Here is a 15,114-nt window from a genome sequence, read left to right as displayed (position 1 = left end):
CGGCTGGCCCCGGCCTCGGTTTCGGCCTGTGCCGCCCCAAGCATCGGATGCGCCGCCAGTGCCGCAATCCGCCGGGCGGGCGTCCGGCCCGACAGGTCCGCCGTTTCCGCCCCGGCCCTTGCGCGCCACAGGGCAAGCCGCTCCAGCCCCGTCAGCGCCGCCAGCACCGCGCGATGCGCGCCCTGCACCCGCCAGAGGTGGAAGGCCGCACGGCCCTGACCTGCCCCCCGGAAGTCACACGTCGTGCTTTTGCAGGGCGCGCATATAGGGCACCAGGTTCATCGGTCATCACCTCGGGAGCGAAGGCGCGATCGCGGGTCATGATCTCGACCTTCGCGCCGCTGGCGGCGATGATCTCGGCGGCCTGCAGCCCGGCGTGATCGCCCGCATCGTCATAGATCAGCACGTTCTGACCGGGCTTCACGTCGCCGCCGATCATGTCCCAGGTGGAGTGAACCAGTTCGTTGCTTTCGGCCAGCACCTCGGTATGAGGCAGGCCGCCGGTGGCGACGATCACCACGTCGGGTCGCTCTTCCAGCACCGTCTCGGCCTCGGCCCAGGTGTCGTAGCGGAAGCGGACGCCAAGGGCCTCGCATTGCGCGACGCGCCAGTCGACGATGCCGATCATCTCGCGGCGGCGCGGGCTTTGTGCGGTCAGCAGGATCTGGCCGCCGGGTTTCTACTGCGCCTCGATCAGCACCACCTCATGCCCGCGCTCGCCCGCCACGCGGGCCGCTTCCAGCCCGGCGGGACCGGCGCCCACCACTACCACCTTGCGGCGCACCGGGGCGCGAGGGATGGTGTGGGGCATGGTTTCCTCGCGCCCCGTGGCGGCGTTGTGCATGCAGAGCGCCATGCCGCCCTGATAAATGCGGTCGAGGCAATAGTTCGCCCCCACGCTGGGGCGGATACCATGCTCCCGCTTTTCAAGGATTTTCCGCATGATATTCGGATCGGCCATATGGGCGCGGGTCATGCCGATCATGTCGACCTTGCCCGCCGCGATGGCATAGCGGGCGGTGGCCATATCCTGGATGCGGGTCGCGTGGAAGACCGGCAGCCGCGTCGCCGCGCGCACCTCGCCCGCGAGGTCCACGAAGGGCGCGCTGGCCATGCCCTTGATCGGTATATTGTCGGTCAGACCGGCGTCGGTCTCAATATGGCCCTTGGTGACGTTCAGGAGGTCGACCAGCCCGCTGTCCTTCAGCCTGCGCGAAATCTCCATCCCTCGGTCCGGTCATAGTCGGCGGGGGTAACCGACAACCGGGCCACCGGCGAAGAGGGGGCCATCCAGTTCCTCAAGGGGAACGAGGCCGTCTGGACGCCCTGGGTCACGCCCGAGGCCGCCGAAAAGATCAAGGCGTCGCTCTGATCCCGGCAGGGTGACATCTTGGCGTCACCACTTCCGACATCTCGGCCACGAGGAGGGGGAAGCAGGATGGATTGTCTCACCACGTTTCCGCATATGAACGGCGACAGCCTGCGGAACCTGAAGAAGGCGATCAACGAGAGCTTTCGCGCCTTCACCCGCACATACGGCGACACCATCGAATGGCTGTTCACGTCGCTGAAAACCTTTCTGGTCCAGTCCGAGCGTTTCATGGTCGAAACCCCCTGGCCGATCATCCTGGGGCTGGTCCACGCCATCGCCTGGATCGCCGGTAGCAACTGGCGGGTGGTCGCGGCCTGTGCCGCGACGCTGCTGCGGATCGGCTGGTTCCACATGTGGGAAGACACGATGCGGACGATCTCGATGATCGGGGTGCAGGGGCCGGGCCAGTCGGTGCTGAAGGCCATCGCCAACCAGCTTTCCGGCGTCAAGCCGCAGATCTTTGGCCAGTTGGACGGCAGGCTGACGGCGCGGCTGGCCGAAGGCATCGGCCATTCCCGCGTCATCCGGGTGATGCCGAACCTGCCCGTGATGGTCGGTGTCGGCATGAGTCTCGGCCGCTTCGACCGGGCCGCCGATGAGGAAGAGTTCGAACGCGCGACTCCGGTCTTCTCCTGCGGGCCGGGCTTCGTCCTCGCCTTCGCCGAGCAGATGGTGCAGGCGGCCACCGCCTCCGGTGTGCCTGCCGGCCTTGCCGACCGGCTGGTCCGCCAGACCTTCCTCGGAGCCGCGCGGATGCTGGCCGAGACTATCTCAAGGCGAAGGAATGGCTCTCCAGGATCTGCAATCAGCGAGCAGATCTGCTTGACCTCTCATGAGGAACGATGAACCGGCCCATTGCCGACGGTCACCGCTCGGATTTCTCACCCATGTATCAACGGCCCGCAGCCCGCCAAAATGATTCAACTCACCCATCTCCGTCGCGCCGGGCCTGCTTGCGCCCCGCATCTCCAAAGCGGCTGGCTGCCAAATCAAACTCCTGGAAATGGTCGCCCAGGGCCACCATCATCTCGAACCTCTCGAACGCTTTTGCACCAAGGAGCGCAGCGGTAAGATGCACAAGCAAGTTGGTCGCCACCGACAGCGAAGCGGCTGAATCCCAGTAGGTTCCGGCCTGGGTGTTCAACTCGATGACATGTTCGGTAAACTCTCGCGCCCAATGGCTGTACCGGTCTGTCATGATGACCAACGGAATGCCAAGCTCAGCCGCCTTTCGCGCCAGAAGCACGCCCTTGCGGGCATAGGCGGCGGTGTCGATGATGAAGATCAGCGTGGTGGAGGGATCGCCTTCCAGCACTTCGGCGAAGACTCCGGCCGAACCGTGGGCAGCGCGAATGCCACCACGGACGTATTTCATGCGGCTGGCGAAATCGAGCGCAACCCCCTGCGTCGCTTGAAACCCGACCACGTGAATCAGGGGTGTTTTGGCCAGAAGCGTCACGATCCTGTCCCAGGCCGGGGTGGTGGCCAGTTCGTAGGCGCGATGCACCGAAGCCAGCTCCATCTCAAGGCTTTTGGCCAAACTGCCGATATCTGACGAACGGCTGGTAAAGCGCACGGCGACATCGTCAAGCGGTGCAGTGTCCATCGCCAGGGACGGGCGCAACTGGTCCTTCATGTCGCGCAAGTTGGTATAGCCAAGGCTGCGGAGAAAACGGATCAGCGTCATCTCGCTGACGCCGATCGCCGCCGCCATTTGCGCGCCGGTATTGTAGGGCACCGCCCTGATATTCTCGCGCATCCAAGCGGCAATGGCACGTTCCGAAGGGGTCATGCTCGCTTCGTTCTCGTCGAGGGCCTGAAACAGTGCCACTTGCCCGCTGCGCGTCCCCTCAGCCATGCCCGTCACGCCCCTTTCGCGATCGCCGCATCCAGGTCGGGTGCGGCGGCGATCAGTTCCCGGGTATAATCGGTTTGCGGTGTCGCGAACAGGTCGGCGGTTGCCCCGGATTCCACCAGCTTGCCATGCCGGAACACCGCGACCCGGTCGCAGAACTTCTTCACCACGGTCAGATCGTGGCTGATGTAGAGGATGGTCAGGTTCCGTTCCTTCCGCAGCCGGGTCAACAGCCGCAGGATCTGGGCCTGGATGGTCACGTCCAGCGCCGAGGTCACTTCGTCGGCGATCAGCACGCGCGGCGACAGCGCCAGGGCGCGGGCGATGCCGACGCGCTGGCACTGGCCGCCCGAAAGCTGGCCCGGTCTGCGGGCGGCAAAGCTGCGCGGCAGTTCCACCATGTCCATCAGCTCCAGCGCCTTCGCCATCGCGTCGCTGCGTGGGGCCAGGCCATGCCGCCAGATCGGCTCGGCAATGGTGCGCTGCACCGTCATTCGGGGATTCAGGCTGTCGAACGGGCTTTGGAACACCATCTGCACCGCGCGGCGAAAGCGGGTCAGCGCCTCGCCTGCCAACCCGCTCACCGACTTGCCGTCGAACCGGATCTCGCCCCCAGTGCCCTTGTTCAGCCCAATGATGGCGCGGGCGACCGTGGATTTGCCCGAGCCGCTTTCGCCCACGATGCCGAAGCATTCGCCATCGCGCACCGCCAGCGAGATGCCGTCCACGGCGCGGATCGGTTGCGCGGTCTTGCCCCCCAGCCCGCTGCGGGTCGGAAAATGGACCTGAAGGTCGCGCAACTCCAGAAGGCCGACGGGCGCCTCGCGCGGTTCGGCCATCTGCGGCAAACGACCGGGTTGCGAGCCGATCAGCAGGCGCGTGTAGTCGTGCTGGGGGTTGCGGGCGACCTCGCGGATCGGGCCTTCCTCGACGATTGCGCCGTTCCGCATCACGATCACCCGGTCGCAGATTTCCGCGATCACGCCCAGATCATGCGACACCAGCGCCAAGGTCAGCCCGCGTTTGCGGTTCACCTCGCGCAGAAGCTCCAGAATACCGGCCTGCACCGTCACGTCCAGCGCCGTCGTCGGCTCGTCCGCCAACAGCAGCCGCGGGCGGCAGGCCAGCGCCGAAGCGATCAGCACCCGCTGCTTCATCCCTCCCGACAATTGGTGCGGATAGGCCTTCATCCGCGCCTCGGCATCGCGGATATGCACCGCTTCCAGCAGGCCAAGCGCCTCGCGCCGGGCCTCGGCCGCCGTCAGGCCAAAGTGAAAGCGCAGGGGTTCGGCCACATGATCGCCAATGGTCATCAAGGGGTCGAGATGCGAGGCCGGGTTCTGGAAAATCATGGAGATTTCCCTCCCGCGCACCTGTTGCAACGCCTGCGGCTGCGCCAGATCCTTGCCGTCATAGAGAATCTGCCCGCCAAGGATCGCCCGCTTGGGCAAGAGCCCCAACAGGGCGCGGCACGTCACCGACTTGCCGGAACCGCTTTCGCCGACGATGCCCAGAATCTCGCCCGGCTTCAGATCAAAGCTGACGTTGCGCACGGCATGGACCGGGCCATTGTCGCCGGGAAAGGCGACCGAAAGGTTCTGGACCGAAACAAGCGTCATGACGAAACCCTCAACCGGCGGGCCAGCCCGTCACTGACCAGAATGAAGCCAAGGCTCAGCGTCACCATCGCGAAGCCGGGAAAGAAGCAGATCCACCAGGCCTGCACGATGTAGGGTTGGCCATCGGCGATCATCACGCCCCATTCGGCGGTCGGCGGCTGCGCGCCAAGGCCCAGAAAGCCCAGCGAGGCGCCGGCCAGAATGACCATGACCGCATCGGTCCAGGCATAGATGGTGATCGAGCCTAGCACGTTCGGCAGCACATGGCGTAGCACGATCACCGCATCGGAAAAGCCAAGCGCTCGGGCGGCCTGCACATATTCCAGCCGCCGGACCACCAGAACCTCGGCGCGCACCAGCCGCGCATAGGCGACCCAGGACACCAGCGCGAGCGCCACGAAGTAGTTCGCCAGCCCCGGCCCCAGCACACCGACGATGGCGATGACCAGGATGAAGAACGGGAAGGCCACGGTGACATCGACAAGGCGCATCAGCACCGTGTCGGTCAGCCCGCCGAAATAGCCCGAGATCAGCCCGACGCCGACCCCGATGACAAGCGGGATGACAACGCCGACAAAGCCCACCCAGATGTCGATCCGCGCGCCGTGGAGCACCCGTGACAGCACGTCGCGGCCCAGATTGTCGGTGCCGAACCAATGCGGCTCGCCAGGCGCCGCCAGGACGGCGGCCAGGTCAAGCCCGTTCGGATCATAGGGCGCGACGAGAGATGCGCCGAGCGCGAGAAGGAGCCAGCCGAGGATGATGGCCATCCCGATCCCGGCCTCGAGCGAACCCGCCTTCAAGCGGCGGCGGGGGGCATGAACTGCCAGGCTGGCCTGAATATCGCTCATTCCGCAGTCCTCGGGTCGATGATGTTGGTGAGAAGGTCGATGATCAGCGTCACCAGAACGGTGGCCAGCGCATAGACCAGCGTCAGCCCCTGGATGACGAAATAGTCGCGGCCGAGCACCGATCCGATCATCAGCGCGCCAAGGCCCGGCACGGCATAGACCATCTCGACCACGACCGAGCCCCCGATCATGAAGGCGATCATCACGCCCAGCAGGTTCAGCGTGGGCAGGATCGAGTTCGCCAGGATATGGCGGCGGAAGATATAGCCCTCGGGCAGGCCCTTGGCCCGGCTGGCGGCGACATAGTCCGCCTCCATCTGCTCGATCAGGGCGGTGCGCAGGTTGCGGGTCAGCAAGGGCGCCAGCCACAGCGCGGTCGAGACGGCGGGCAGGAACAGGTGGTGCAGGTGGTCGGCGAAGCCCTCACCATAGCCGGACACCGGGAACCATCCCAGCGTGATGCCGAAGAAGCGGGCGAACAGGACCGCCAGCCAGAACACCGGAATCGTCATCCCCAGGACCGAGACGAAGCGGATCAGCTGGTCGGGCCAGCGGCCTTCGTTCTGCGCGGCCACGACGGCCATTGCGACTGTCGCTGGCAGGGTGAGAACAAGGACATAGCCGATCAGGAACAGCGTGCGCGGCAGGTATTGCAGGATCAGGTCCAGGACTGGCACGCGGAACTTCATGCTGTCGCCAAGGTCGCCAGTCAGGATGTTGCCGATGTAAGAGGCGTATTGAGCCAGCATCGGCCGGTCGAGCCCCCAGTCATGGCGAAGGGCCGCCACCGCGTCCTCTGTCGCGCGTGCACCCAGGACCAGACGCGCCGGATCACCCGGGATCAGGATGATCAGCAGAAAGCTGACCAGGCTGATCCCGATCAGGACCGGCACCGTCTGCAGAAGCCTGCGGCCAATGAAATCGGCAAGATTCATGCGTATCCCCGTTGGTCAGGACGTCGGGGCGGCACCGGCCGCCCCGCCAAGGTTCACTTCACGCGTTCGGTGCTTTCCAGCGTCCATTGCAGCGCCGGAGTCATCCGCAGCCCGGTTATGCCCTTGCTGTAGGCGTTGGCGAAGGGCGGATAGTACAGCGGGATGTTTGCCACCTCGGTCGTTGTGATGCGCTGGATGTCGGCATAGATCTGGGCGCGCTTGGCTTCGTCCATTTCCGCCGCCCCGGCTTCGACCATCTTGTCGACTTCGGGATTGTTGTAGCCGGTATAGTAGGCCTTGTTGCCGCAGCTTCCGCAGACCGCCCAGCGAACGGCAAGGTCGGGGTCGGTGGTTTCGTTGTACCACCAGGTCGGCGTCGCATCGTAGTCGCCCTCGGTCAGGCGGGTCCAGAAGGTGCCGGCATCGGTCTTCTCGATCTTGGCCTTGATCCCGATCTGAGCCCACAGCGCCTGCATCAGCACGGCCTGCTGCTCGCGCTCCGGCTCGTCGGTGATCAGGATGGTGATCTCGCGGCCGTCATAGCCCGCCTCCGCCATCGCGGCCTGCGCGGCCGCAAGGTCAAATCCGTTCACCTTAAGGGTAGGGTCATAGAACTTCAGCGCATTCGGCAGCGTGCTGTTGGCCGGCGCCGCATTGCCGAAGGTCACGGCCTGGGCCATCGCGGCGGTATCCATTGCCATCGCCGCCGCCTGGCGCGCCTTGACGTTGTCGAAGGGAGGGCGGGCCTCGTTCAGCAGCGCCACATAGATCTGGGTGGATGGCTCAAGCGGCATCTCGAGGTTCTCGTTCGCCTTCACCTCGGCCACCTGCGACCAGGGAATCTCGCGCGCGGCATCCAGTTCGCCCGACAGCATCATCGACACGCGGGTGTTCGACCCGGCGATCTCGATCAGCTCGGCGCCGTCATTCTTCGGAAAGCCCTCGCGCCAGTAGTTCGGGTTCGGCGCCAGGATCAGACGGTCGTTCGGCACCCATTTTTCCACCATGTAGGGGCCTGAGGTGACCACGTTCTCGACAAAGGCCTTGTCGCCCCGGGCCTCGACATCCTTCTTCGACACGATACCGGCATTGAAGACCTCGAGGTTGCCAAGGAAGGGCGCGAAAGTGTGCTTCAGCGTCAGCTTCACGGTCTTGGCGTCCACCGCCTCGGCCTTGTCCAGCGACTGCATCGGGGCGGGATAGGCCGATTCCGGCGTGTCGCGCACCCGCAAGAGCGAGAACACCACGTCGTCGGCGGTGATCGGTTCGCCATTCGAGAACTTGGCATCGCGCAGCTTCAGCGTGATGACGGTGCCGTCCTCGCTGATCTCCCAGCTTTCGGCAAGACCCGGAGCCAGAGCGCCGGTCTCATCGATTCGCAGCAGGCGCGAGTAGAGCTGGCCGAAAGTCTCGATGCTGCCGGCGTTGGCCGACCGCATCGGGTCCAGCGTTGTGGTCTGGTAGGGCGACCCGATTCGGATCTTCTCTGCCGTCGCCGGATTGCCCGCAAGCAGCGTAACTGCCGCTGCAGCAAGCAAAAGATGCTTCCATGATCTCATTCGACTTCTCCCTCTCGCAGCCCCGATAAATGTTGGTAAAATATCATGCTTCCATCTGTGATAAAAATCCATAGCATTCTGCACACAGTCACGGAGGACGAAAATGGCAAAGCAGCGCGCACGGGATCTTGGTCTGGATGTTCCGGGAACACCCGGACGCTGGAACGCGATCACCGATGTTCCGGGCGTCGAGGTCGGGGTTACCACGCTTATCGAGGGCGACGGCCCGCTGGTTCCCGGCAAGGGGCCGGTGCGCACCGGGGTCACTGCGATCCTGCCGCGTGGCCATGATGACCGGCTTGTCCCGGTCTGGGCCGGCATCTACGCGCTGAACGGAAATGGCGAGATGACGGGCTCGCACTGGATCAAGGACGGCGGTTACTTCTACGGCCCGGTGCTGATCACCAACACCCAGTCGGTCGGCATGGCACATCACGCTGCGACCGGCTGGATGATCGACCATTACCCCGAGGTGAAAACCGAGCATTTCTGGGCCCTGCCGGTGGTGGCCGAAACCTATGACGGCTGCCTGAACGACATCAACGGCCGCCATCTGAAGGAAGACCATGTGCGCGCCGCACTCGACGGCGCCAGGACCGGCCCGGTTCCCGAAGGTGCGGTCGGCGGTGGCACCGGGATGATCTGCTATGAATACAAGGGCGGCACCGGCACTTCATCGCGCAAGGTCGGCGAACATACCGTGGGCGTTCTGGTGCAGGCCAACCACGGCATCCGCGACTGGCTGACCGTCTTCGGCACCCATGTCGGCCCGCATCTGCGCGACAACCTGCTCTTCGAGCGCGAGCGCGGCTCGATCATCGTGGTCGTCGCCACCGACGCGCCGATGATGCCACATCAGATCCAGCGCATGGCCCGCCGCGCCGCCATCGGCATCGGCCGCAACGGCACGCCCGGCGGCAACAACTCGGGCGATATCTTCCTTGCCTTTTCGACGGCCAACCCGATCCCGCGGGCCGAGATGGAGACCGGTAAAATGTCGTTCGAGTTCCTCAGCGACAATGATTTCGACCCCTACTATATGGCGGCGGTCGAGGCGACCGAGGAAGCCGTCATCAACGCCATGCTCGCCGGAGAAGACTTTGAAACGCTTAAGCCCGCCGGCAAGACCTGCGCGGCGCTGCGGCCGGACCTCCTGTTGGAGGCTGTGAAGTCAGCCAAGCGTTTGAATGCCGGGAAAGGGTAACGATGCGCTTCAGTTTCAAATGGATGAGACGCCATTCCTGAATGGCAGCCATCTTCTAAGATTTGGTAAATGTCCGCGACCAAGTCATTGATTTCATTGACTCGAAAAATCTGTCCACCGTGGACACATCTCACCAGTGCGGCGGGCGGACGTTCGCTTCCGGGGCCTCCCCCCGCAGGGCCTCCTCCTCCGCCGCCCGCTCCATGAGGAGGCGAACCCGCCGCTCCAGCCCCGCGATCTCCCCGGACTGCCGGGCCACCACGTCCGACAGGTCCTCCACCGCCCGGATCAGGTGGGCCAGCTTCTCTTCCAGATCGGTCCGCTCCATCCCCACCCCCGCTTGCCGCCTCTCCCCCCATCCGATACACGGGCGGCGATCAAAAGCGAAGGTCCCGTCATGGCCGACAAGCCCCCCCGCCGCCCCCGCGCCGAGACCCCGAAGGGATTCCGCGACTACTTCGGGGCCGAGGTCACCGAACGGAAAGCCATGCTCGACCGCATCGCGGGGGTCTACCACCGCTACGGGTTCGACCCGCTGGAGACCTCGGCGGTCGAGACGGTCGAGGCTCTCGGCAAGTTCCTCCCCGACGTCGACCGCCCCAACGAGGGCGTCTTCGCCTGGCAGGACGAGGACGCCGACTGGCTGGCCCTGAGATACGACCTCACTGCCCCCCTCGCGAGGGTCGCCGCCCAGTACCGCAACGACCTTCCCTCCCCCTACCGGCGGTACGCGATGGGCCCGGTCTGGCGGAACGAGAAGCCGGGCCCGGGGCGGTTCCGGCAGTTCTACCAGTGCGACGCGGATACGGTCGGCTCCGCCTCGGTCGCGGCGGATGCCGAAATCTGCGCGATGCTGGCCGACTGCCTGGAAGAGGTCGGCATCCCGAGGGGCGACTACCTGGTGAAGGTGAACAACCGGAAGGTCCTGAACGGGGTGATGGAGGTCGCGGGGCTGGCCGGAGACGGAAAGGAAGCCGAACGCGGCATCGTCCTGCGTGCCATCGACAAGATCGACCGGCTGGGGCCGGAGGGGGTGCGGGCGCTGCTGGGCGAGGGTCGCAAGGACGAGAGCGGGGATTTCACCAAGGGCGCGGGTCTCTCGCCGGAACAGGCCGAGGTCGTGATGGGTTTCACCACCGCCAAGCGGGACACCGGCGCCGAGACGGTGGCCCGGCTGCGGGATCTGGTGGGGGCCTCGGTGATCGGGGCCGAGGGGGTGTCGGAACTGGAAGGCATCGCCGCGCTGCTGGAAGCGCAGGGGTATGGGCCGGACCGGATCGTGCTCGACCCCGGCGTGGTCCGCGGCCTCGGCTACTATACCGGGCCGGTCTACGAGGCGGAGCTGACCTTCGAGATCCTGGATGAGAAGGGCCGCAAGCGCCAGTTCGGCTCGGTCGCCGGGGGCGGGCGGTATGACGGGCTGGTCAAGCGGTTCACCGGGCAGGACGTGCCGGCGACGGGGGTCTCCATCGGGGTGGACCGGCTGCTTGCCGCGCTGCGGGCCAAGGGGCGCGTGGGCAGCGACACGGCGGGGCCGGTCGTCGTGACGGTGATGGATCGCGACCGGATGGCGGATTACATGGCGATGGTGGGCGAACTGCGGCAGGCGGGCATCCGGGCCGAGGTTTATCTGGGAAACCCGAAGAACTTCGGCAACCAACTCAAATATGCCGACAAGAGGGCGTCGCCGGTGGCGGTGATCCAGGGCGGGAACGAGGCCGAGGCGGGAACGGTCGTCCTGAAGGACCTGATCCTGGGCGCGAAGATTGCCGAGAGCGCGACGCTGGAGGAGTGGAAGGACCGTCCGGCGCAGGTTGAGGTGCCTCGTGGCGACCTCGTGGCGGCGGTGAAGCGGATGCTGGGGCAATGATCCTGGTGGCGGTCCCCCCACCCCCGGCCCCTCCCCACGGAGGGGGAGGGGAGGCGCCTGGTGTCCGGGCGGAACGCGGGATGCCGGGCGGTGGCACCGGACCTCTTGGACCTGCGGTCGAAGCCTCGCGCTTCCCTCCCCCCCGTGGGGAGGGCGAGGGTGGGGGGACGGACCCGAGGTGCCCGGCATGACCCCCAAGGCGGCAATCCGGGTGGAAGGCGAACGGCTGCTGGCGGCACTGGTGCAGGCAGGCGCGGTGCCGGTCGAGGCAGATATCCTGCAGCCGGCGGGCACTCTGCTGGACCTTTACGGCGAGGACATCCGCGCGCGGGCCTATGTCACCGACGATCCCGTCAAGGGCGAGATGATGCTGCGGCCGGATTTCACCGTTCCGGTGGTCCAGGCGCATATGGCGCATGGGGCGGAGCCTGCGCGCTACGCCTATCTGGGCGAGGTGTTTCGCAAGCAGGCGCGCGGGTCGGGTCGGGCGTCGGAATATCTGCAGGTGGGGTATGAGGTCTTCGACCGAACCTCACCCGAAGCGGCGGATGCCGAGGTCTTCGCGCTTTTCCGCGACCTGCTGAGCGGCCTGGACCTGCGGCCCGTCACCGGCGACATCGGCATCCTCATGGCCGCCGTCCGGGGGCTGGAGACGACCGAGCGGCGCAAGGCGGCTTTGCTGCGGCACGTCTGGCGGCCTGTGCGGTTCAAGGCGCTGCTGGACCGCTTCGCCGGGCGGGCCCCGGTTCCGGCGGGGCGGGTGGCCCTGCTGGAACGGCTGAAGGCGGGATCGCCCGCGCAATTGATCGAGGAGGCTGGGGCTTTCGTGGGCCTCCGCTCGGCCGAGGAAATCGCGGCGCGGGCCGAGGCGCTGGTCGCCGATGCCGAAACGCCACCGATCAAGGCGACCGAGGCGGCGCTGCTGTATGACCTGCTCAGCCTGGAGGCCCCGGCGGGTCATGCGCTGAGCCACCTGCGCGGGATCGCCCCGATGTTGCCTGCGATCACCCCGGCAGTGGACCGTTTCGCGGCGCGGCTGGAGGCGCTGGCGGCGCGGGGTGTCGATGTGGCGACCCTGGCCTTCGAGGCTAGCCACGGGCGGACGGCGCTGGAATATTACGATGGCTTCGTCTTCAGCTTCCTGAAGGACGGGATGCCTCCGGTCGCCTCGGGCGGCAGGTATGACGCGCTGACGGCGGTGCTTGGTGCCGGGGCCTTCATCCCGGCGGTGGGCGGGGTGATCCGGCCCGGCCTGGTCGCGCGGCTGAAGGGGGCGGTGACATGATCCGGGTGGGCGTGCCGTCGAAGGGGCGGCTGATGCAGGACTGCTTCGACTGGTTCGGCGCGCGGGGCGTGGTCATGCGGCGGGCGGGGTCGGACCGGGAGTATTCGGGCGTCGTCGAAGGTGTCGAAGGGGTGGTGCCGGTGCTGCTGTCGGCGGGAGAGATCCCGCGCGAGCTGGCGGCGGGGCGGGTCCATCTGGGCGTCACTGGGTCCGACCTGGTGCGGGAACAGCTGGGCGTCGACGAGGTGGCCGAGGTGGCGAAACTGGGTTTCGGCCATGCCGACCTGGTGATCGCGGTGCCGAATGTCTGGATCGACGTCGAAACGGTCGACGACCTGGATGCGGCGGCGGCTTCGTTCCGCAAGGCGCATGGGCACCGGCTGCGGATCGCGACCAAGTATCACCGTCTGGTGCGGGATTTCCTGCAGGCGCAGGGGGTGGCGGACTACCAACTGGTCGACAGCCAGGGCGCGACCGAGGGCACGGTGCTGAACGGGACGGCGGAGGCGATTGCGGACATCACCAGCTCCGGCGAGACGCTGCGGGCGAACCACCTGCGCATCCTGTCGGACGGGCTGATCCATTCCAGCCAGGCGGTGCTTTGGGCGTCGCGCATGGCGGAGTGGTCGGCGGAGGACCTTGCGGCCTACAGGTCGCTTGCGGAAAGGCTGGGGGTCTCTGGCACCCCTTTCTGATCGCAGCCTCTTGCAGTTGACCTGACCGCGACATCCATCCCACTTGAACACGGGCGGTGATATGTTCCATCATACATATCACCCCTCGGCGTGAGGGGGCTGCGGGCGGGGCGCATATGAACATCCGATACGTCAGTTCCGAGCAGGACCAGTTGACCAATCGCATCCTCTCGGACGTGGCTGTTCGTGCGGCGCGTGAAGGTATCCGGCTGGCCGGGACGGTGCAGCCGGTCGGTCGTGACACGCCGCAGCAGAAATGCGAAATCGTGCTGAACCTGTTGCCCGACGGCCCGATCCGCAGCATCAGCATGGACCTCGGCCCCGGCGCGACCGGCTGTCGGCTGGATGCGGGGGCGCTGGAGGAAGCGGTGCTCGTGGTCCAGGATCGTCTTGCAGGAGCGCAGGCACTGGTGGTCAACAAGTTCGGCAAGCAGGAGGCCGCAGGGCGGGGGCTGGTCGAGGTTATCGGTCGCGCCTGCGGGGCGGGCCTGCCGGTGCTGGTTGGCGTTTCGCCGGAATGGCGGGAGGCGTTCCTGGCCTTCGCAGGCGGCACTGCGCAGCCGCTGGCGGCCGATGCCGACCGGGTGATGGACTGGCTGCGCGCAGCCTGCCGTGCGCAGGTCGCCTGAAGAGAACGGAGAGACAGCATGAAACTCAGTGCCCGGAACGTGTTGCGCGGCAAGGTGGTGGAAATCGTCACCGGCGCAGTGACCAGCCATGTCCGGATCGACATCGGTGGTGCCATCGTCACTGCCTCCATCACCAACGATGCGGTGAAGGAACTGGGGCTGGCCGTGGGCGAGCCCGCCGCCGCGGTGATCAAAGCCTCGGACGTGATGATCGGGGTCGATGACTGAGGCCTTGGCCGATCCGCACCCACAGTCGCGACAAGCGGTATCCAACCAGACGCTTTGCTCCTCCCTGCGTTACTTTCGCGCCAGGGTAACCCCGATCCCGGCCAGTGCCATTCCGGCCCAGGCGAGGGGTGGCATCGCCTCGCCCAGCAGCGGCCAGGCGAAGAGCGCCGAAAGCGGCGGGACCAGGTAGAACAGCGCCGAGACGCGGGCGACCTCTCCGGCGCGGATCATCGCGAGGAGGAGGGTGATCGCCACCAGCGAATTGCCGATCACCAGGTAGGCGAGGACGGCGAAAAGCTGGGGCGTCCAGTCGGCCTGCATCCCCTCGGTCGCGAGCGCGAGGGGCAGGGTGAAGGCGGCGCCCACGGCATACTGGATCAGGTTGGCGGGGACGGGGTGGGTGGTGGTGCCGTAGCGCTTTTCATAGAGCGTGGCGGCGGTCATCCCGATCAGCCCGCCCACTGCGCAAAGGACGCCGAGCGGCGGCTCATGCGCGACACCTGATCGGGCGAGGATCACGGTGATGGCTCCGGTCAGGCCGAGGGCGAGGCCGATCCAGCGCAGGCGGCTGACGCTTTCGCCGACCAGTGAGGGGGCGATCAGGCTGACGAGGATCGGTTGCAGGCAGACGATGATGGCGACGCCTCCCGCCGAGACGCCGGATTTGAAGGCGATGTAGCAGAGGCCGAAATAGGCGACCTGGATGAAGAAGCCGGTGACGGCGATATGCCAGGCGGCGCGGCTGTTCGGGAAGGCGGGTTTCAGGAGCGGGACCAACGGGAGAAGGACGAGGACCGCGATGACGTAGCGCAGCGCCAGCAGGGTGAAGGGTCCGGCGTGCTGAAGGCCGATCTTGGCGATGGCGAAGCCCGCGGACCACAGGAGCAGGAAGACGACGGGCGCGGCGAGGAGGAGCGGGCGGGACATGGCGCTTCATGGCCGGTTTTCGGCGCGGGGGCCAGAGGGTGGCGCGGGTCGATGCGTCGGAGGGGGGGGGGGGGGGGGGGGGGGG

General features: G+C 66.4%; 14 protein-coding genes and 1 pseudogene. 7 read left to right on the top strand and 8 right to left on the bottom strand.

What is annotated here, in order from left to right:
* Positions 1 to 240: 240 nt before the first annotated feature.
* Positions 241 to 1,237 (bottom strand): annotated as a pseudogene (locus tag ACE3P6_RS18690) (FAD-dependent oxidoreductase); the annotation flags it as partial.
* A gap of 201 nt (positions 1,238 to 1,438) precedes the next feature.
* On the opposite strand from ACE3P6_RS18690, the gene ACE3P6_RS18685 reads away from it, so the two are divergent.
* The gene (locus ACE3P6_RS18685; protein ID WP_374397949.1) at positions 1,439 to 2,218 is read left to right on the top strand and encodes a pyrroline-5-carboxylate reductase family protein; all 780 of its coding nucleotides are present in this window, start codon (positions 1,439 to 1,441) and stop codon (positions 2,216 to 2,218) included.
* A 79-nt stretch (positions 2,219 to 2,297) separates the two neighbouring features.
* On the opposite strand, the gene ACE3P6_RS18680 is transcribed toward ACE3P6_RS18685, so the two are convergent.
* The 5 genes from ACE3P6_RS18680 to ACE3P6_RS18660 are packed head-to-tail and all read right to left on the bottom strand — an operon-like array spanning position 2,298 to position 8,191.
* The gene (locus tag ACE3P6_RS18680) at positions 2,298 to 3,230 is read right to left on the bottom strand and encodes a MurR/RpiR family transcriptional regulator (RefSeq protein ID WP_374397948.1); all 933 of its coding nucleotides are present in this window, start codon (positions 3,228 to 3,230) and stop codon (positions 2,298 to 2,300) included.
* A 5-nt stretch (positions 3,231 to 3,235) separates the two neighbouring features.
* Complete coding sequence (locus ACE3P6_RS18675; protein ID WP_374397947.1) at positions 3,236 to 4,846, bottom strand: ABC transporter ATP-binding protein; 1,611 nt, start codon at positions 4,844 to 4,846, stop codon at positions 3,236 to 3,238.
* Entirely contained in the window at positions 4,843 to 5,697 is an 855-nt protein-coding gene (locus tag ACE3P6_RS18670) for an ABC transporter permease (protein ID WP_374397946.1), read from the bottom strand. The genes ACE3P6_RS18675 and ACE3P6_RS18670 overlap by 4 nt, the downstream gene beginning before the upstream one ends.
* The gene (locus ACE3P6_RS18665; RefSeq protein ID WP_374397945.1) at positions 5,694 to 6,632 is read right to left on the bottom strand and encodes an ABC transporter permease; all 939 of its coding nucleotides are present in this window, start codon (positions 6,630 to 6,632) and stop codon (positions 5,694 to 5,696) included. The genes ACE3P6_RS18670 and ACE3P6_RS18665 overlap by 4 nt, the downstream gene beginning before the upstream one ends.
* A gap of 53 nt (positions 6,633 to 6,685) precedes the next feature.
* The gene (locus tag ACE3P6_RS18660; RefSeq protein WP_374397944.1) at positions 6,686 to 8,191 is read right to left on the bottom strand and encodes an ABC transporter substrate-binding protein; all 1,506 of its coding nucleotides are present in this window, start codon (positions 8,189 to 8,191) and stop codon (positions 6,686 to 6,688) included.
* A 103-nt stretch (positions 8,192 to 8,294) separates the two neighbouring features.
* Here ACE3P6_RS18660 and ACE3P6_RS18655 point away from each other — a divergent pair, with 103 nt between their 5' ends.
* Positions 8,295 to 9,395: a P1 family peptidase gene (locus tag ACE3P6_RS18655; protein WP_374397943.1), complete on the top strand. Its 1,101-nt coding sequence runs from the start codon at positions 8,295 to 8,297 to the stop codon at positions 9,393 to 9,395.
* A 130-nt stretch (positions 9,396 to 9,525) separates the two neighbouring features.
* Here the strand turns inward: ACE3P6_RS18655 and ACE3P6_RS18650 are convergent, their stop codons facing one another.
* Complete coding sequence (locus tag ACE3P6_RS18650) at positions 9,526 to 9,723, bottom strand: SlyX family protein (RefSeq protein ID WP_374397942.1); 198 nt, start codon at positions 9,721 to 9,723, stop codon at positions 9,526 to 9,528.
* A gap of 69 nt (positions 9,724 to 9,792) precedes the next feature.
* Between ACE3P6_RS18650 and hisS the strand changes: the two genes are divergently transcribed.
* The 5 genes from hisS (at position 9,793) to ACE3P6_RS18625 (ending at position 14,102) form a co-directional block, all read left to right on the top strand.
* Complete coding sequence (gene hisS / locus ACE3P6_RS18645; RefSeq protein WP_374397941.1) at positions 9,793 to 11,265, top strand: histidine--tRNA ligase; 1,473 nt, start codon at positions 9,793 to 9,795, stop codon at positions 11,263 to 11,265.
* Positions 11,266 to 11,452: 187 nt separating this feature from the next.
* Positions 11,453 to 12,550, top strand: a complete 1,098-nt coding sequence (locus ACE3P6_RS18640) for an ATP phosphoribosyltransferase regulatory subunit (RefSeq protein WP_374397940.1) — start codon at positions 11,453 to 11,455, stop codon at positions 12,548 to 12,550.
* Positions 12,547 to 13,245 (top strand): ATP phosphoribosyltransferase, encoded by a 699-nt coding sequence (hisG, locus tag ACE3P6_RS18635; RefSeq protein WP_374397939.1) that lies wholly within the window; start codon positions 12,547 to 12,549, stop codon positions 13,243 to 13,245. The genes ACE3P6_RS18640 and hisG overlap by 4 nt, the downstream gene beginning before the upstream one ends.
* A 116-nt stretch (positions 13,246 to 13,361) precedes the next feature.
* A complete protein-coding gene (locus tag ACE3P6_RS18630) occupies positions 13,362 to 13,874 on the top strand; it encodes a DUF2478 domain-containing protein (protein ID WP_374397938.1) in 513 nt (170 codons plus the stop codon).
* An 18-nt stretch (positions 13,875 to 13,892) separates the two neighbouring features.
* The gene (locus ACE3P6_RS18625; RefSeq protein ID WP_374397937.1) at positions 13,893 to 14,102 is read left to right on the top strand and encodes a molybdopterin-binding protein; all 210 of its coding nucleotides are present in this window, start codon (positions 13,893 to 13,895) and stop codon (positions 14,100 to 14,102) included.
* Positions 14,103 to 14,171: 69 nt separating this feature from the next.
* Here the strand turns inward: ACE3P6_RS18625 and ACE3P6_RS18620 are convergent, their stop codons facing one another.
* Positions 14,172 to 15,029, bottom strand: coding sequence for a DMT family transporter (locus ACE3P6_RS18620; RefSeq protein WP_374397936.1), 858 nt, complete (start codon positions 15,027 to 15,029; stop codon positions 14,172 to 14,174).
* Positions 15,030 to 15,114: the final 85 nt, after the last annotated feature.

The sequence above is a fragment of the Tabrizicola sp. genome, from assembly GCF_041911175.1.
Taxonomy (GTDB): domain Bacteria; phylum Pseudomonadota; class Alphaproteobacteria; order Rhodobacterales; family Rhodobacteraceae; genus Tabrizicola.
This window is presented reverse-complemented; position numbering and strand designations above follow the sequence as displayed.